A 17,761-nucleotide genomic window follows, 5' to 3' on the forward strand; every position below is an offset into this window, starting at 1 on the left:
GGCGTATCCGCCGCGGGGCCGTGCTGACGCTGGTCTTCGCGAGCGTGCTGGGAACCGGTGCCGCCACCGGTTCCTGGGGTGACGCGTTCCGTGCGCAGGCAGGGCCCGCGCAGGACACTTCGCGGCAGACCCCCGCGGGCGCGGTGGTCAACGGCGCACCCCCGGGCGGCAGTTCGGAGGGGGTACGCGGAGCCGCCGGTGTCGAGCAGCGCGCCGTGCACGGCCCGCCGGGCGCCGAGGAGGCCGCGGAGGAGCTCGTCAGCCGCAGCGGCGACCGCTGGTCCGGCGCGTACAGCCCCCGCGAGTACGAGGGTCTGCGGCAGACGCTGAACGGCCAGTACGTCGGGGTCGGCATCTCCGTCCAGGAGGACCGCCGGCCCCCCGAACGCCCGGCCGGGGCCCACGCTCCCGAGCCCGGCGCCCCCGATCCCGATGCACACGGGACGCGCGCTTCCGGCCCGCGCGCCCTCCAGGACCGGGGCGACTCCGAGGAGACTCCCGCCGTCACGGTCGCCAGGGTGCACCCGGGCAGTCCGGCGGCGGCGGCCGGCATCCGCCCCGGCGACAGGCTGCGCGCCGTCGACGGCGACGAGGTGGCGGGCCGGCCGATCACGGATGTCGTCGGACGGCTGCGCGGTTCGGCGCACGACACCGGCAGCGACGTTCTGCTGCGGCTCAGCAGGGACGGCCGCGAGTGGACGGAGTCGCTGCGCCGCGCCCGGCTGTCCACCGACACCGTCGACGTGGACCGGCTCGGTGACGGCGCCACCCGCATCAAGGTCTCCTCCTTCACCCGCGGCACCGGCGCGGAGGTGCGGAAGGCGGTCCGCGAGCAGGTGCCGCACGGCTCGGGCATAGTGCTCGATCTGCGCGGCAACGCGGGCGGTCTGGTCGACGAGGCCACGAAGGCCGCTTCCGCCTTCCTGGACGGCGGCCTGGTCGCGACGTACGACGACGAGGGCACCCAGCGCGCCCTGTACGCACAGCAGGGCGGCGATCACCGCAGGCCGCTGGTGGTGCTGGTGGACGGCGGAACAATGAGCGCGGCCGAGCTGTTGACCGGGGCGCTGCAGGACCGCGGCCGCGCGGTCGTCGTCGGCTCCCGCACCTTCGGCAAGGGCACCGTGCAGATGCCCAGCCGGCAGTACGACGGGTCGGTCGCCGAGCTGACCGTCGGCCATTACGCGACCCCCGCGGGGCGCCGTATCGACGACCGGGGTATCACTCCGGACCTTTCGGTCGGAACCGGTGCACAAGGGGATGCCGCGGAGCGGGCCCGCACAGTATTGAGTGGCCTCGCGACCCGGTCGTAGTGGAAGAATGGCCTGGCTATGGCGAAGAAAGATGCGAAGAACAAGAGCAAGAAGGACAAGGACCCCGACGGCTACAAGCTCATCGCGCAGAACAAGCGTGCCCGGCACGACTACAACATCCTCGACACCTACGAGTGCGGCATCGTGCTCACGGGCACCGAGGTGAAGTCGCTGCGCCAGGGTCGCGCCTCACTGGCCGACGGCTTCGCCCACATCGACGGGGCGGAGGTGTGGCTGCACAACGTGCACATCCAGGAGTACTCGCAGGGCACCTGGACCAACCACGCGGCCAAGCGGAAGCGGAAGCTGCTGCTGCACCGCGCGGAGATCGACAAGCTCATCGGCAAGACGCAGGAGACGGGGCACACGCTCGTCCCGCTGCGGCTGTACTTCACCAAGGGCCGCGCCAAGTGCGAGATCGCGCTGGCCAAGGGCAAGAAGGACTACGACAAGCGGCAGGCCCTGCGCGAGAAGCAGGACAACCGCGAGGCGCACGCGGTCATCTCGGCGGTCCGCCGCCGCGAGCGGGCCCAGCTCAAGTGAGCCGGCTCAAGTGAGCCGCCGGGCCCGGGAATACGGCCGGCCGTAAAAGGTGTTGGCCTTCACGTGACCCGGTCACGTACCATGGTCGCAGCGCCGCTCGCGAGGGCGGACAGTTTGTCAACTCAACATGGGGATGATCGGTTTCGACAGCGGATGTCGAAGCAGGGGAAGCGAGCCGAGGAACGCGGCAATGATCTCGTTAACCATGTGCCGCAAAAAAATAATCGCCAACACAAAGCGCGATTCCTTCGCGCTTGCTGCCTGAGCAGCAAGCATGAAGTGTCAGTCCGGGTGCGTCCCCGCCCCGGGTCCTGGCATCGACTAGGGGACTCACCGCGTAGGTCCGGTCACGGGACCTGCCGGGACATCACACAGTGACTGGGCCCGTCGGAGACTTGTCCGCGAGATCTCCGGGGCCGAGAAAATCGCAGCGGACTGCGCTCGGAGAAGCCCTTCTTCCGCACCGTTGGACGCGGGTTCGATTCCCGCCATCTCCACGAAAGACGACAGGCGACGTGTGCCCCCGGAAAGCGGGGGCCCGTCGTCTTTCGTTGTTTTTGCGCGGCTTCGCCGCGCGTGGCGGGGGGCTTCGCCCACCCGCACCCCCTCAAGCGGGGCGCGCGGGTTGCACGCGCCTCTGGGGCCGGGTGGGCGGTTACGCGTGCTCCTCAGGTTGGGTGGGCGGTCACGCGCCGGGGGCCAGGCCTAGGGACTCCAGCACCGTGTAGACGCCGAGTGCCGCGATCGCCGCGCTGCTCAGGACGAGCGCCGCGGTCAGCGGCCGGTTGCGGCGGAAGCGGTGCGGGACCTCGCCGGTGCGCAGGTGCCAGACCGCGATGACCACGGCCAGCAGGAAGACGCCGCTGGCGATGCCGCCGATCTGCACCATCAGGACCGGCTCCTGGATGGTGAGGAAGCACAGCATCCACACCAGCGGGAGCAGGACGGTCAGCGCCCGTACTACGCGCTGCCGGACCTTCGTGTCGTACCAGTCCAGCGCGCCCAGCAGGCCGAGGATGTCGGTCCACTGGCGGGGCGTGCTGGCGGTCGAGGCGAGGATCGTCGAGTACAGCACGGCGATGGCGCCCGCGAGGAACAGGTACATCGCCCACGGGCCCAGGGTGTCGGTGTAGAGCCGGGACAGTGTCGTGATCATCTGGTTGCCCTCGGGCACCAGTCCCTGCGGGTGCAGCACGGCGGCGCCGATGATGTAGAAGCCGAGGGTGCACAGCGTGCACACGCCCCAGGAGGCGAGGGAGTCGATGCGCATGACGCGCAGCCAGCCCTCCGCGCGCCGGGCCCGTTCCTCGCTGCCGTCGTCGGGGCCGGTCCAGCGCGCGTAGCCCTTCTCCAGACACCAGTAGGTGTACGTGGTCATCTCGTCGGAGCCGACGCCGGTGATGCCGAACATCGCCAGGGCGAGGCCGAGCGTGCCGGCCGGGATGGCGAACTCCAGTCCGGAGCCCAACTGGGCGCCGGTGTAGCCGAATTCCGTCCACGGCAGGGAGAGCGCGAGCCCGACGGTGATGAGCGTGAACAGCACGACCGTGCCGAACGCGATCCGCTCCACGGTGGCGTACTTGTTGCCGTACAGCAGGGCGATGACGCTGAGGGTGACCAGCAGCGCCCACACGGTCAGCGAGGTGCCGCCGAGCGGTTCGCCGGCCAGTGGCAGCATGATGCTGCACGCCGCCGCCGTGCCGCCGATCATGCCGCCGCGCTGCACGGACTTGGCGAAGTCCATCAGGATCCACAGGCAGTTGATCCAGCCGAGGCGGTTGCGGCGGGAGAGCCGCGGGCCGACCTGGCTGTAGCCGCGGATCGCCGTTCTGCCGGTGAGGATGGCCCAACTCGCCAGCTCCATCTGCACCCAGACCTTCACCAGGGTGCTGATGATGACCAGCCAGAGGAGGACGAAGCCGGCCTTCGCGCCGAGCGAGGTGGTGGTGATCAGTTCGCCGGATCCGACGACCGCGGCGGAGAGCACCATGCCGGGGCCGAGGTGACCGATGGTGCCGCGCAGGGTTGTGGGGGGTTCGCGAACGTCCTCGGGGCGCAGGACGTAGGGGTCGTCAGGGGCGGGGATGCGCTGGTTCTCCCTGCCGCTTCCGGGTGGTGTGTGCACGCTCTCCGTCTGCATGGATGGTCTCCATTTCCGTCCGCCATTGGACGGTGCTCCGGCATCAAGTGCGTGTTGCGTGCGAGACGTTGACACGATTGCGCGGTCCGCGCAATGGTCTGTACGGTGCCGGTCATGCGAAGGTCCGGCAGGGCCGGACCACTCTTGCGAGGTGACAGGCAGTGAACGAGGCCGGCAGTGCGCCGCGCGAGCGGACCCGGGCCGCCGACCGGCGCGAGTTGATCGCCCGTACGGTGGCGGCGGACGGCGCGGTCGTGGTCGAGGAGCTGGCCCGCACCCTGGAGGTCACCCCGTCCACCATCCGGCGCGATCTCGCGCTGCTCACCGAACAGGGCCGGATCGCCCGTACGTACGGCGGCGCCATGAGCGCGCGGGCCGGCGAGCACGAGCCGGAGACCACTGTCGGGCAGCGTGCCGCGCTCGCCGTCGCCGAGAAGGACCGGATCGCGCGCTGGGCCGCCGGGCACATCGGGCAGGGCGACACGGTGATCCTGGATGCCGGGACGACGACGGGCCGGCTCGCGCGGCAGCTGCACGCCCGTACCGAACTCACCGTGATCACCAGCGGGTTGACGGTGCTGAAGGAGCTGGCGGACGCCGACGGGGTGCAGGTCGTCACCCTCGCGGGCACGCTCCGGCACGTCAGTCAGGGGTTCGTGGGGCCGCTCGCCGAGCTCACGCTCTCCCGGCTCACGGCCGACAAGGTGTTCCTCGGCGCCGACGGACTGGACGCGCGGTTCGGCATCTGCGAGGCCGACATCCAGCAGACCGCGCTCAAGGAGCTGATGACGGCGCGGGCCGGCGAGGTGTACGTGCTGGCCGACAGCAGCAAGCTCGGACACCGCCCGTTCCCCGTGTGGGCGCCGCTGGAGGTGCCGTGGACGCTGGTCACCGACACCGGGGCGACGGACGAACAGCTCGCCCCGTTCCGGGAGTTGCCGAAGGCGACGGTCGTGACGGTCTGAGCCCGCGGCGCCGTACGGTCCGACTCCCGTGCCGCAACAATGCGACGGCTACTGTTTCTGTGCACGGGGGGTGGAACGGGACAGGTGTGACACTTACCGTGTCCGGCACGAGCGCTGTCACGGACGGGCGGCGTGTTCGTGGACCGTTCCCGCGGCAGGACGGAGTGGCGGTATGGAGCGTGACGCACAGAACGCCGGACCGGACGCGCGCACCACGGGCGGGACCCCGCCGGAACCGCTCGGCCCCTCCTCGCTGACCTGGAAGTACTTCGGCGACTGGCGCGGTGTGCTGCTCGCGCCGTGGGCCGGCGCGATGCAGAACATGCACCCCGGCCTCGGCGCCGGAGTCGAGGAGCACTCGCGGTTCTTCGAGGAGCGCTGGCAGCGGCTGTTCCGCTCCCTGTATCCCATCGGCGGTGTCGTGTACGACGGGCCGCGCGCCGCCGAGACCGCCCGCGAAGTGCGGGGCTACCACCACACGGTGAAGGGCGTCGACCGGCACGGCCGCCCGTACCACGCGCTCGATCCGGACACCTTCTACTGGGCGCACTCCACGTTCTTCATGCTGACATTCCTCGTCGCCGACCGGTTCGGACCCGGTCTCACCGAGGCGGAGAAGCGGCAGCTGTTCGACGAGCATGTGCAGTGGTGGCGGATGTACGGCATGAGCATGCGCCCCGTCCCGGACAGCTGGGAGGACTTCCAGGCCTACTGGGACCGGATGGCCCGCGACGTACTGGAGGACAACGCGGCGACCCGCGACGTCCTCGACATCCGGTACATCGACAGACCGGAGGCGCTGCGCGTACCGATGTGGATGTGGCGGCTGGTGCGCGGGCCGCAGGCGCGGTTCACCGTGTGGTTCACGGTCGGCCTGTTCCCGCCCGCCGCGCGCCGCCGGCTCGGCTACGAGTGGACGGTCCGCGACGAACGGCGGCTGCGGCGCTTCGGACGGCTGGTGCACCACGCGTGGAAGCTCGTTCCGCGCTCGCGCCGCTACCACCCGCGGGCGCGCGCCGGCTGGGAACGCGCCGCGGGGCGCCGCGACGGCGCCGCGCCGCGCGTCGACACGCCCCTGCGCAACCTGCCGCTACCCGAGGAACGGGACGCGCCCACCCACTACTTGCCGGCCGGCTACCGCCGCCCCTCCTGAGCGGGTGCGGCGGGCTCCCGCCAGGGCCGGCCCGACTCGCCCTTCCCGCCCGGCAGTTCACGGCGTACCGCCCGGCCCGCGAGGGCCACGGCCACGGCGAGTGCCGCGGCGGCGGGCGGCACGGCGTACGCGAGGGCGCCGCCCCCGGCCCACTCCGCCGCGCGCCCGCCGGCGGCCGCGCCCGCGGCGACTCCGCACAGCAGCGCCGTCACGGCCAGCGTCATCCCCTCGTTGAGCCGCGCGGCCGGCACCGTGTTCTGCACCAGCGTCATGCCGGTGACCATCGTGGGCGCCGTCGCCATGCCCGCCGCGAGCAGCGCGACGGCGAGCACCGGAAGGCTTCCCGTACCCGCCGCGGCGCACAGCGGCAGCAGCATCAGCCCCGCCATCGCCGTCACGCAGCGCAGGAAGCGGCGGGGGAGCGGTCCGCGCGGCCGGAGCGTCCCGAAGTACAGTCCGGCGGCGCCGGATCCGGCCGCCTGGCACGCCAGTATCGCGCCCGCCGCGGCCTTGTGGCCCTGCCCGTCGGCGTACGCGACCGTCACCACCTCCAGCGAGCCGAACACGGCGCCCGTCGCGAGGAAGACGCACAGCAGCGGGACCATCCCGGGCCGCCGGAGGGGCGCCGGGGCGTGCGCCGTGCTGCCTGCTCCGTGGGCCACCGGCGGCTCGGTGCGCCGCCGGCTCATGAACAGCAGCATCCCCGCGAGCAGGAGCAACGCGCCTGTCAGAGTGCCCAGTTCGGGGAAGAACGCGGCGCACAGGAACGTCGCGAGCACCGGGCCCGACATGAAGCACAGTTCGTCCGCGGCCTGTTCGAAGGCGTTGGCGGTGTGCCGGGCAGCGGGGTCGCCGTGATGCAGGTACGCCCAGCGGGCCCGGGACATGCCGCCCGTGTTGGGGGTGGTGGCGGTCGCCACGTACGAGGCGAACAGCGTCCAGTCCGGCGTGCCGTACCGCACGCACGCCGCGAGGGCCAGCGAACCGCACACCGCGAGGGCCGTCGCGGGCAGCGCCACGCGGGCCTGCCCGTACCGGTCGACGAGGCGCGCGATCAGCGGCGCGACCACCGCGGTCGCCGCGAGCCCGCACGCGGTGACGGCCCCGGCGAGCGCGTACGAGCCGCGCGCGCCGGAGATCATCAGCACCGCGGACACGGTGAACATGCCCATGGGCAGCCGCGCCAGGAGGCTGCCGAGCGTGAAGGCGACGGCGCCGCGCGGCGCGAACAGCCGTCCGTACGGGGCGAGTACGCGGCGCACCGGGGTCGCGGCAGGGGAGAGGGGCATGCCGGAAAGCCTCGCCGCGGCCCGGTACCGGGGTCCAACACCTTTTCGGTGCCCCTTCACGCACCTGCGATGTGAATCGCGGAGTACTGTCCCCTTCGTGTCCCGTGACCTGGAACCCCGCCTGCTGCGGGCCTACTTGGCGGTCGCCGAGGAGCTGCACTTCACCCGCGCCGCGGCCCGGCTGCACCTGGCGCAGCAGGCGCTGAGCCGCGATGTCCGGCGCCTGGAACGGGAGTTGGGCGCGGAGCTGTTCGTACGCACCACGCGCCAGGTGTCCCTCACGGCGGAGGGCGAACGGCTGCTGCCGTACGCGCGCCGCGTGCTCGCCGCGCAGGAGGAGCTGACGGACGCGTTCGGGCGGGACGCCGCGGAGGCACGCCCGCTGACCGTCGACGTCGCGGCACCCGTCAGCACCGGCCAGCGCGTCCTGGAGGCGGCCCGGCTGCGGGACCCCGGAACGGAGTTCGTGGCCCGCTACCGCTCCGGGCTCACCGGCGCCGCGCACGAACTGCACTCCGGCGGACTGGACGTGTCCTTCGGCCGGTTCGCGGGCCTCCCGGACGGTCTCCGCGCGGGCCTGGCCCACCGGCTCGTACGGTACGAGCGGGTGGCCGTGCTGCTCCCCGCGGAGCACCGGCTCGCGGGCCTGCGCCGGGTGCCGCTCGCCGACCTGGCGGGCGAGACCCTGTACGCGGGCGCGGGCAATCCGGGCACGGCCGAGTGGACGGACTACGCCCGCACGCTCTTCGCCGGCCGCGGCATCGAACTGGCCCCGCCCTTCCCGCGGATCGAGGGCGAGACGGAGTTCGCCCGCGTCGTACGGGAACGGGGCTGGTCGGTGCTGGCCACCGACGTCTTCACGGGGGTGCCGGGCATGGTGCTCCTTCCCCTTACGGGGCCGGTGCCGCTTTCGCCCGTCTCCCTGGTGTGGCGTGCGTCGCTGCGGCATCCGGCCCTTCGGCGGTTGTCCGCGGCGGCGGACGCGCTTGCGGAGGAGGGGGGTTGGCGCGTGCGTCCGCGGGGCGGGGCGTGGCTCCCTGCGGGGGACGCGGCGCTGCGGTGACCCTTTGGGGGCGCCGGGGCGGAGCCCCGATTCCCTCCCGCCCCCGAGGGGGCGGCCCCCGGCTTTCCGCGCGCGGCGCGGCGGGGGCGGGGCGCCCGGCCGGGGCGCAGCCTCGACTTCCCTTTCCCGCGCCCCGGGGGCCCGGGGCGCGCCCCCGGTTTCCCCCCGGTTTCCCTCACCCCCCCCGGGGCGCAGCCCCGGTTCTTCGCGCGGAGCGCGTGGGGTGCAGGGGCGTAGCCCCGCTGGGGTCCGGGGCGGAGCCCCGGTTCCTCCTCCTTTCCCCGCCCAGGGGCGGGGTCTGGGGCGCGGCCCCCGTTTCCGCGGGCAGCGCGGCTGGGGTCCGGGGCGGCAGCCCCGTAAGAAACGGGTAGGGGCGGGTCCGGGGCTCAACCCCTCACGGCGGCGCGTGCGTTGGGGGCGGGGTGCGTTTCCTGTGCGGGTGCGGTCCGGTGTGCCCACCCGTTCCGCCCCTTGGGCGGACCAGCTGCCCACACCTCGGTGGGGTGCAGGGGCGCGGCCCCCGTTCCTTCGCGCGGAGCGCGGTGGGGTTCGGGGCGGAGCCCTGGAAGAAACGGGTAGGGGTGGGGCTGGGGCCAACCCCCTCATCGGGGCGCGTGCGTTGGGGGCGGGGTGCGGAACCCTGCGCGGGTGCGGTCCGGTGTGCCCGCCCGTTCCGCCCTCTGGGCGGACCGCCGCCCACACCTCGGCGGGGTGCGGCCCACACCTCGGGTCAGCGCGCTCGGCGGAGGAGGAGGGGCGGGAGGACTAGGAGGGAGAGGGTTGCGGTGGTGAGGGCCAGGGTGGGGAAGCTGCCTGTGGCCACGATGAGACCCGAGGCCATCCCGCCCGTCGCGCCCGCCAGGGCGATGCCCACGTCGACCAGCCCCTGCGTCGCGGCCCGCGTGGCCAACGGAAGCGCGTCCGTGATCAGCGCCGTGCCGCTCACGAGGCCGAAGTTCCAGCCCAGGCCCAGCAGTACGAGCGCGGCGGCCAGGGCGGGGACGGAGTGCGCGGGGGAGAGGGCCGCCACGAGTCCGGCTGTCAGCAGGGTGAGTCCGGAGGCCGCCGCGAGCCACAGCCGGCCGATCCGGTCGACGAGGATCCCCGTCAGCGGCGAGGGCAGATACATCGCGCCCACGTGCAGCGCGATGACCAGCCCCGCGGCCTGCGTGCTGTGTCCGTGCGCCTGCATGTGGACGGGCGTCATCGTCATGACGGCGATCATCACCAGCTGGGTGAGGACCATGACGGAGGTACCGGTGGCGACCCCGCGCCGGTCCGTGACAGCGGGCGTCCCGTCACCGGGCCCCGCCGCCGCGTCGTCGTCCGCGTCGTCGTCCGCATCGCGCGCCGTGCCGTCCCGCGCCGTGCCCTCCTGCTCCCGGCCGTCCCGCGCGTCCGGCCCGGCGACCGCACCCGTACGCGACGCCGACCCCGTACCCGGCCCCGTACCCGAAGCCGACCCCGTCCCCGTCTCCGCCAGAGCGCGGGCCACACGCAGCGGGTCGGGGCGCAGGAGGGCGGCGAGTGCGAGGGAGGCGGCGCCGTACGCGGCCGTCGCCAGCAGGAACGGGCCGGCGAGCCGCGGGATGCCCCACGCGTGCGCCAACTCCCCGGTGGGGCCGACCAGATTGGGGCCGATGACGGCCCCGAACGTGGTCGCGAACAGCACCGTGCTGACGGCTCGCGCGCGGCGCGCGGGGCCGGCCAGGTCGGCTCCCGCGTACCGGGCCAGGAGGTTGGCCGCGGTGCCCGCCCCGTACACGAGCAGCGAGACGAACAGCAGCGGCACGCTCCCCGTCGCGGCGGCCACGACCACGCCGAGGCTGCCGAGCGCGCCGACGCCGTAGCCGCCGGCGAGGCCGGGCCGGCGTCCCCAGCGCTGGCAGAGCCGGCCGATGCCCGCGGCGCCGAGCGCGGCCCCGGCGGTGAACAGGGCGCTGGGCAGCCCCGCGAGGCCGGTCGAGCCGAGCATCTGCTCGGCGAGCAGCGCCCCGACGGTGATGCCGGCGGCGAGTCCGGCGCCGCTGAGGCCCTGGCAGAGGACCAGGACGGCCAGGGTCCGCCGCTGCAGGGGGTGCTCACCCTCGGGCGTCCCGGAGCGGGACGTCCCCTTCCGGGACGTCCCGCGCTGTCCGGACCCGTTCCCCGCCGGCCCGGGCTGTGCAGCTCCGGACTGCGAAGGCCCGGCGGGTACCGGCGCAGCCGTCACGCCGCGTCCGTCGCCGCGTCCGCCGGTTCGAGCGCCGCGATGTCGGCCAGCGGCATCCGCATGTGCTCGTGCAGGAAGCGCACGATGGTCCAGTGCGGCAGCGCGCCCTCGTCGAAAGGACCGAACTCCCGGCAGTACAGCGGGATCCAGCGCAGCGCCTCCTCGACGGCCTGCTCCCGGCCGGGCTCCCGCTGGTAGTCCTCGTAGGCGATGCTGCGGTGCTCGATGAAGTAGCCGCCGGGCAGCCGCTCCTCGCACAGCGCCCGGTATTCGCGGGTCTGCAGGATGAGGTAGTGCCAGATCTCGTCGATGGCCTGCTCGACGGGGAGGAAGAGGCCGCTGAGCCGGTCGCGGTGGCGGGAGACGAGGTACAGGTAGCGCAGACACTCGGTCACCTGGCGCTCGACGAACTCCCGCTCCTCGCCGGTCTCCTGGACGAAGTGGTCGACGACCTCGGTGTGCAGCGTGCCGCCGAGCAGTTCTCTGAGGTCGTCGGCGGATATCCGGCCCGTACGGCCGTCCGGCTGTGCGGTGGTGGTCACTGACGCTCCCCTTCACTGGATGCCCGGCCAACGCCGGAGGCCTGGCCTTCGCCCGATTCCGGACCGTCGCAGGTATCCGGGCCGGAGCAGGTCTCCGGGTCGTCACCGGCTTCCGGACCGTCACCGGTTTCCGGCTCGTCGTTCTGTTCCACGGCGAGCCAGGCGTACTTGCCCGACTTCCCGACGGGTATGTGGCCCCGCTGCTCCACCCGGCAGTCCCGGCCGGTGAGTTCGCGGACGCCGCGCTCCAGCGCGGCGGTCTCCGGCGGCGCGAGCGGGCCGCCGTCGAAGGTCGTGTACTCCAGCACGCTCGAAGCCGCGCCCACCCGCAGCCGGTGCACGAACACGTGCGCCGACGCCGCGGTGACGCACGCGTCCAGATCGCCCTGCGCGACGGGCCCGTCGGGCGCGTCGAGCAGCTCCTTCTCCCGCCCGCAGAACTGCGCGATCCTCGCCGGGTCGGGGCTGCCGTCGGTCGTACGGGCCACGTCGCCGGAGCGGTAACGGATCAGCGGCATATGGGGGTTGCGCACGCTGGAGACGATGAGGCTGTAGAGGGTGCTGCCCGGCGCCACGGGCAGCAGCTCCACGCTCATCTTGTCGAGGTACGGCCGGTACGTGCCGTGCCGGTCGCTGTAGTAGAGGTAGCCGAGCTCGGTGCTGCCGAACAGGTCGATCACCGGGCAGCCGAACTGCCGCTCCAGGAAGCGCCGTACGTTCGCGGGCGTGTACTCGTACGCGGTGATGATGCTGGCCGGTTCGGGGAAGCCCTCCCACAGCCCCCACTCGTCGGCCTTCCGTACGAGGTGCGCCAGGTGGTAGCCGGAGCAGTCGAGGTGGTAGCGCCCCTGCGGGTGGCTGTCCGCGACCTCGCGCAGCTCGCCCAGCATGCGTTCGACGTCGGCGCGGTCCCACAGCGCGGGGTCGAGCCGCAGGTTGAGATAGACCGTACGGTCGTCGAGCCGCCGGTCCGCGAGCGCGGGGACGGGGTCGGGCTCCTGCCCGCCGCGCTTCTTCGCGTTGACGCGGGCGACGTGCTCGGTGGCCAGCACCGTGGTCAGGGAGGCGCGTTGGCAGCCCTCGTGCCAGGTGCCGGCGATGTCGGGATGCTCGCTCCACAGCCGGTAGTAGGAGTCGAGCAGGAAGTACGGGGGCCGGATGAGCTGCATCCGCGCGTGGTTGGTGCCCGTGGAGAGTACGAACTCGGCCTCGCCCGTGGCGAGTGCGGCGTCCAGCCGCGGCGTGCGCCAGTTGTCCGGGAAGCCGCGTGCGATCTCGGCCTTCTCCAGGATGGGGAAGTGGCCCCGCTCCACCGAGGTGCGGTAGATCGGTATGTCCTTGACCTGGTCGATGACGTCGGCCGTCGGCTGACCGTCCATTGCGCTGCCCCTCCGTGTCCCTGGTCGTTCCCCCGGCGATGACGCGGGCCGCCGGGAACGGGCCGGGGCGCTGTCCTTTCCCCCGGCCCGCGTCCGGACCGGCCCGGCGCCGTCAGCTGATACGGCCGTCAAGGCCGTGACTTGCCGCAGCCGTCAGCTGATGCAGCCGGACTTCGGAGCCGCGCTGATGCAGCCCGACTTGGGAGCGGCGCTGATGCAGCCGTCCTTCGCCGCGGTCGCCGAGTTGGCGGCGACCCAGCCCTGCCAGTTCTCGTCCTGCGCCATCTTCTTGATCAGGTCATGCATGTGCGGACCTCCGAATGGTGTGGGGACACACGGCGAAGTTCATGATCCACGCCGCTCGGAGGAGCGTAAAAGGGGTACCAAGCAAGTGTCAAAGGAAGGTAATATTCGGCCACGGGAGAAACAGCGGCCCCGCAGTGAGGGTGGGGGCGGTGTGTGAACTCCCGGTGTACGGGGGCGGGTTGGGTCAACCCGCCCCCGTCGGCGAGCCACGCCCTACAGGGGCGCGGGGAACTGCGCAGAGCCGACCACGCACGGCCCGCAGGCCGCCCGACAAGCGCACGGGGTGTGCAAGCAGGCGCAATCGGCACACCCGCGGGGGCGCTTACGCGTTCGTCCCGCCGTCCACGGTGATCGCCGTCCCGGTCACGGTCCGGCCACCCTCCCCGGCGAGATGAGCAACGGTCGCGGCGATGTCCGCGGCCGCCCCGTACCGGCCCAGCGCGGTGCGCTGCCGCTGCTCCTCGGAGTGCGCGCCGGCGTCGGCCGGATTCATGTCGGTGTCGGTGGAGCCCGGGTGCACCAGCGTCGCCGTGATGCCGCGCCCGCCCAGGTCGCGGGCGAGGCCCCGGGTGAGGCCGCCGAGCGCGGACTTGCTCGCCGCGTAGAGCGTGATGCCGGGCGTGGGCACCCGCTCCGCGAGGTTGCTGCCGATGCTGATGATCCGCCCGCCCTCGGTCATGTGGCGGGCCGCCGCCTGCGAGGCGAGCAGGACGGCCCGTACGTGGATCGCCAGCGTGCGGTCGATGTCCGCCGCGGTGATCTCCTCCAGCGGGCCCGCGGGGAAGATGCCCGCGTTGTTCACCAGGATGTCCAGCCGTCCGAACTCCTCCGCCACGCGGTCCACCGCCTCCGGGACGGTTTCCGCGTCGGCGCTGTCGGCCTGAACGGCCAGCGCCCGTACGCCCGTTGCGCGCAGCTCCTCCACCAGGGCCTTCGCCTTGTCCTCGCCGTTCACGTAGGTCAGCGCCACGTCGGCGCCGTCCGCGGCCAGCTTCCGCGCGGTCGCCGCGCCGATGCCGCGGCTGCCCCCGGTGACGAGGGCGGCCCTGCCGGCGAGCGGGGCGGTGGCGGTGGCGGTTGCTGTGGTCATCGTGTCCTCCTGCTGAACGGGCCCGCGCAGGGTCCTGCCCGGCGCGAGCACTTTTATTTAGCGATCGCTAAAAAACTAGTCCATGGGTACCCTCGGTCGTCAAGGCTTTGTTGAGCGACCGGCACAGAAAGGGAGGAGGGCCGTGCGATGGCCGTACGGGGCCGCCCCCGCGGTTTCGACCGCGACGAGGCGCTGGAGAGCGCGATGCGGGTGTTCTGGGAGCGCGGCTACGAGGCCGCCTCGCTGTCCGGGCTGACCGCGGCGATGGGCATCAAGTCGGCCAGCCTGTATGCCGCGTTCGGCTCCAAGGAGGAGCTGTTCCGCGAGGCCGTCGACCGGTACAGGGCGACGGAGGGCACCGTCACGGACGCCGCCCTGAACGCAGCCGGCACGGCCCGGGAGGGCGTCCGCGACATGCTGCGCCACAACGCCGCCGCGTACGTGGCGCCGGGAACGCCGCGCGGCTGCATGGTCGTACTCGCCGCCACCACCAGCACGGAGGAGAACGACGGCGTACGCGAACTCCTCGCCGCCGCGCGCCGGGACACGGCCGACGCCGTCCGGGCCCGCCTGGACCGCGGCGTACAGGACGGCGACGTGCCGCCGGGCACGGACACCGCGACCGTGGCGGCCTTCTACTCCACGGTCCTCTTCGGCCTCAGCCTCCAGGCCCGCGACGGAGCGACCCTCCCCCAGCTGGAGGCGGTGGCAGAAGCCGCCATGTCCGCCTGGCCCGCGCTCACTTCATGACCCGGTGACGGCGCGGGACCCGCGCGCGGCGGGGCGGGGCCGAGCCGAGGGGACCGGGCGCTCACCGCTGCCCCCCGTGGGGAATGAGCGCAAGGTTTCGTACGTGTCACCTCGCAGCACAGGGCGGAAACGTGGTCTCCCTAGCTTCGTGCGGGAAGCGACATCCCGTACAGCTGGAGGCGCCATGACTGGCCGCTGGATCGCGCAGTGGGACCCGGAGGACACGACGTTCTGGGAGGAGAAGGGGAAGAGGATCGCGCACCGGAATCTCTTCCTGTCGGTGCTCTCGGAGCACATCGGCTTTTCCGTGTGGTCCCTGTGGTCGGTGATGGTGCTGTTCATGGGGCCCGAGTACGGGGTCGACCCGGCGGGGAAGTTCTTCCTCATCTCCATGGGCACGCTCGTCGGCGCCGTCGTCCGCGTGCCGTACACGTTCGCCGTGGCCCGGTTCGGCGGGCGCAACTGGACGGTGATCAGCGCGAGCATGCTGCTGGTGCCCAGCATCGCGGCGTTCGTCGTGATGGAACCGGGCACCTCGTACACGACGTTCATGGTCGTCGCGATGCTCACCGGCGTCGGGGGCGGCAACTTCGCCTCCTCCATGACGAACATCAACTCCTTCTTCCCGCTGCGCAGGAAGGGCTGGGCGCTCGGCCTCAACGCCGGCGGCGGCAACGTCGGGGTGCCCGTCGTGCAGCTCGTCGGGCTCGCGGTCATCGGCACCGCAGGAGCCGGCCACCCGCGGATCGTGCTGGGCATCTACATCCCGCTGATCGTGCTCGCCGCACTCTGCTCGGCGCGCTGGATGGACAACCTGGCGCCCGTACGGAACGACACCGGCGCCGCGCGGGAAGCGGTCCGGGACGCGCACACGTGGATCATGTCGTTCCTCTACATCGGCACGTTCGGCTCGTTCATCGGCTACAGCTTCGCCTTCGGGCTCGTCCTGCAGACGCAGTTCGCGCAGACCCCGCTGCAGGCGGCCTCGCTCACGTTCCTCGGCCCGCTCCTCGGCTCCCTCGTACGGCCCGTCGGCGGCCGGCTCGCCGACCGGTACGGCGGCGCGCGGATCACGCTGTGGAACTTCGCCGCGATGGGCGCCGCCACCGCCGTGGTGATCGTCGCCTCGCTGAACGCCTCGCTGCCGCTGTTCCTGGCCGGCTTCACGCTGCTGTTCGTGCTGAGCGGTGTCGGCAACGGCTCGACGTACAAGATGATCCCCGGCATCTTCCACACCAAGGGCCTCGCCCGCGGCATGACGGAGGACGAGGCCGCGGTCTACGGCCGGCGGCTGTCCGGCGCGGCCATGGGACTCATCGGCGCCGTCGGCGCCCTCGGCGGACTCGGCATCAACCTCGCCTTCCGGCAGTCCTTCGAGACGGCCGGCACCGGCACCGCCGCCTTCACGGCCTTCCTGGTCTGTTACGCGGCGTGCGCCGGTGTCACCTGGGCCGTATACCTGCGGCGGCGCCCCGCCGCGCCCGCCGCTGCCGGTACGGAGGCACCCGCGGCCGAGCGGCAGCCCGCGTTCGCCGAGGTGTGAGCCGTCCCGCACTGCGACCCTTGTAACGTCGGGGAAATGAGGAGGAACCGGTCCTGTCACGGACAGCGGGCAGGGTCGGTTCCCCGGAGCAGGACACAGGTTCCCCGGAGAAGGGCGCCAGGTCTCCCGGGAACAGACCCTGATCCCCGGAACGGAACGAAGTGGGCGGAGCGACGACACAGATGCAGCAGCCAGAGCGGACAACGCCGGAGACGGACGACGTGCGTCCCGCGCGGCCCCTCGACGGATTCACCGTCGGGGTGACGGCGGCGCGCCGCGCCGACGAGCTCGGCACGCTGCTGGAGCGGCGCGGTGCCGAGGTACAGCACGCGCCGGCGCTGCGGATCGTTCCGCTCTCCGACGACAGTGAACTGCTCGGCGCCACCAAGGACTTGATCGACGGAGCCCCCGACGTGGTCATCGCGACCACCGCGATCGGCTTCCGCGGCTGGGTCGAGGCCGCCGACGGCTGGGGCCTCGGCGAGGCCCTGGTGGAACTGCTCGGCACCGTCGAACTCCTCGCCCGCGGCCCGAAGGTGCGCGGCGCCATCCGCGCCGCGGGGCTGCGCGAGGACTGGTCGCCGGCGTCCGAGTCCATGGCGGAGGTGCTGGAGAGGCTGCTGGAGGAGGGCGTCGCGGGCCGCCGCATCGCCATCCAGCTGCACGGCGAACCCCTGCCCGGCTTCAGCGAGTCGCTGCGCGCCGCGGGCGCCGAGGTCGTCGGCGTGCCCGTCTACCGGTGGATGCCGCCCGCCGACATCGCCCCCGTGGACCGGCTGATCGACGCGACGCTCGCCCGGGGCGTGGACGCGCTGACGTTCACCAGCGCGCCCGCCGCGGCGTCGCTGCTGAAGCGGGCCGAGGAGCGCGGCGTCCGCGACGCGCTGCTGGACGCGCTGCGCACCGACGTGCTGGTGGCGTGCGTCGGCCCCGTGACGGCCCTGCCCCTGGAGGCCTGGGACGTGCCCACGTCCCAGCCGGAACGTTTCCGGCTCGGGCCGCTGGTGCAGCTCCTGTGCGCCGAACTCCCCGGGCGCGTAAGGCCGTTGCCCGTCGCCGGGCACCGGCTGGAGGTGCGCGGGCACGCGGTCCTGGTGGACGGCGAACTGCGCGCCGTACCGCCCGCCGGCATGGCGCTCCTGCGGGCGCTGGCCCGCCGGCCCGGCTGGGTCGTGCCCCGCGCCGAACTGCTCCGGGCGCTGCCCGGCGCCGGCCGGGACGAGCACGCGGTGGAGACGGCGATGGCGCGGTTGCGCGGTGCGCTTGGCGAGCCGCGGATGGTGCAGACGGTTGTGAAGCGGGGGTACCGGCTGTCCCTCGACCCCGCGGCGGGGTCCTCCTCCGACAAGTACGGGGGCCCTGCGGGCGGCGACGCGGAGGACTGACGGGGCCTGCGAGTCCCGGGTGCGGTGTTGCTCGGGCGTGCGCAGTTCCCCGCGCCCCTTTTTGCGCGGTTCCTCGCGCCCCTGTTGC

The 17,761-nt window shown here is 73.0% G+C and carries 15 protein-coding genes and 1 other RNA gene; 9 read left to right on the top strand and 7 right to left on the bottom strand.

Features of this window, described 5'->3' with window-relative positions; all coding sequences use genetic code 11:
* Positions 1–29 precede the first annotated feature (29 nt).
* From AC3AGO_RS21325 to ssrA, 3 genes are all read left to right on the top strand, one after another.
* Positions 30–1,313, top strand: coding sequence for a S41 family peptidase (locus AC3AGO_RS21325; RefSeq protein ID WP_487824744.1), 1,284 nt, complete (start codon positions 30–32; stop codon positions 1,311–1,313).
* 18 nt (positions 1,314–1,331) lie between these two features.
* On the top strand, positions 1,332–1,856 hold the full coding sequence (gene smpB, locus AC3AGO_RS21330; RefSeq protein ID WP_487821825.1) for an SsrA-binding protein SmpB: 525 nt from the start codon (positions 1,332–1,334) through the stop codon (positions 1,854–1,856).
* 129 nt (positions 1,857–1,985) lie between these two features.
* Positions 1,986–2,356, top strand: a transfer-messenger RNA (tmRNA) gene (ssrA, locus tag AC3AGO_RS21335).
* Positions 2,357–2,541: 185 nt separating this feature from the next.
* Here ssrA and AC3AGO_RS21340 read toward each other — a convergent pair.
* Positions 2,542–3,996: an Nramp family divalent metal transporter gene (locus AC3AGO_RS21340; protein ID WP_487821826.1), complete on the bottom strand. Its 1,455-nt coding sequence runs from the start codon at positions 3,994–3,996 to the stop codon at positions 2,542–2,544.
* A gap of 161 nt (positions 3,997–4,157) precedes the next feature.
* Between AC3AGO_RS21340 and AC3AGO_RS21345 the strand changes: the two genes are divergently transcribed.
* Both AC3AGO_RS21345 and AC3AGO_RS21350 read left to right on the top strand, forming a co-directional pair.
* Complete coding sequence (locus AC3AGO_RS21345) at positions 4,158–4,961, top strand: DeoR/GlpR family DNA-binding transcription regulator (RefSeq protein ID WP_487821827.1); 804 nt, start codon at positions 4,158–4,160, stop codon at positions 4,959–4,961.
* A gap of 172 nt (positions 4,962–5,133) precedes the next feature.
* Positions 5,134–6,114, top strand: a complete 981-nt coding sequence (locus tag AC3AGO_RS21350) for an oxygenase MpaB family protein (protein WP_487821828.1) — start codon at positions 5,134–5,136, stop codon at positions 6,112–6,114.
* Here AC3AGO_RS21350 and AC3AGO_RS21355 read toward each other — a convergent pair.
* Positions 6,096–7,403 (bottom strand): MFS transporter, encoded by a 1,308-nt coding sequence (locus tag AC3AGO_RS21355; RefSeq protein ID WP_487821829.1) that lies wholly within the window; start codon positions 7,401–7,403, stop codon positions 6,096–6,098. The genes AC3AGO_RS21350 and AC3AGO_RS21355 overlap by 19 nt on opposite strands.
* A gap of 97 nt (positions 7,404–7,500) precedes the next feature.
* Here AC3AGO_RS21355 and AC3AGO_RS21360 point away from each other — a divergent pair, with 97 nt between their 5' ends.
* Positions 7,501–8,466, top strand: coding sequence for a LysR family transcriptional regulator (locus tag AC3AGO_RS21360; RefSeq protein WP_487821830.1), 966 nt, complete (start codon positions 7,501–7,503; stop codon positions 8,464–8,466).
* Between the two features lie 730 nt (positions 8,467–9,196).
* On the opposite strand, the gene AC3AGO_RS21365 is transcribed toward AC3AGO_RS21360, so the two are convergent.
* The 5 genes from AC3AGO_RS21365 to AC3AGO_RS21385 form a co-directional block, all read right to left on the bottom strand.
* Complete coding sequence (locus AC3AGO_RS21365) at positions 9,197–10,540, bottom strand: MFS transporter (protein ID WP_487824745.1); 1,344 nt, start codon at positions 10,538–10,540, stop codon at positions 9,197–9,199.
* Positions 10,541–10,674: 134 nt separating this feature from the next.
* Positions 10,675–11,220: a glycine-rich domain-containing protein gene (locus tag AC3AGO_RS21370; protein ID WP_487821831.1), complete on the bottom strand. Its 546-nt coding sequence runs from the start codon at positions 11,218–11,220 to the stop codon at positions 10,675–10,677.
* Complete coding sequence (locus AC3AGO_RS21375; protein WP_487821832.1) at positions 11,217–12,599, bottom strand: hypothetical protein; 1,383 nt, start codon at positions 12,597–12,599, stop codon at positions 11,217–11,219. Before AC3AGO_RS21375 ends, AC3AGO_RS21370 begins: the two co-directional genes overlap by 4 nt.
* A 153-nt stretch (positions 12,600–12,752) precedes the next feature.
* Positions 12,753–12,905 carry a hypothetical protein gene (locus AC3AGO_RS21380; protein WP_487821833.1) on the bottom strand — a complete coding sequence of 51 codons (153 nt, stop codon included), beginning with the start codon at positions 12,903–12,905 and terminating at the stop codon, positions 12,753–12,755.
* A 322-nt stretch (positions 12,906–13,227) separates the two neighbouring features.
* On the bottom strand, positions 13,228–13,995 hold the full coding sequence (locus AC3AGO_RS21385; protein WP_487821834.1) for an SDR family NAD(P)-dependent oxidoreductase: 768 nt from the start codon (positions 13,993–13,995) through the stop codon (positions 13,228–13,230).
* A 147-nt stretch (positions 13,996–14,142) separates the two neighbouring features.
* Between AC3AGO_RS21385 and AC3AGO_RS21390 the strand changes: the two genes are divergently transcribed.
* The 3 genes from AC3AGO_RS21390 to AC3AGO_RS21400 all read left to right on the top strand — a co-directional run bounded on the left by AC3AGO_RS21390 (position 14,143) and on the right by AC3AGO_RS21400 (position 17,673).
* Positions 14,143–14,745, top strand: a complete 603-nt coding sequence (locus tag AC3AGO_RS21390) for a TetR/AcrR family transcriptional regulator (protein WP_487821835.1) — start codon at positions 14,143–14,145, stop codon at positions 14,743–14,745.
* Between the two features lie 184 nt (positions 14,746–14,929).
* Entirely contained in the window at positions 14,930–16,288 is a 1,359-nt protein-coding gene (locus AC3AGO_RS21395; protein WP_487821836.1) for a nitrate/nitrite transporter, read from the top strand.
* Positions 16,289–16,470: 182 nt separating this feature from the next.
* Positions 16,471–17,673 carry a uroporphyrinogen-III synthase gene (locus AC3AGO_RS21400; protein ID WP_487821837.1) on the top strand — a complete coding sequence of 401 codons (1,203 nt, stop codon included), beginning with the start codon at positions 16,471–16,473 and terminating at the stop codon, positions 17,671–17,673.
* Positions 17,674–17,761 lie beyond the last annotated feature (88 nt).

This window comes from Streptomyces sp. BL1 (genome assembly GCF_057628045.1).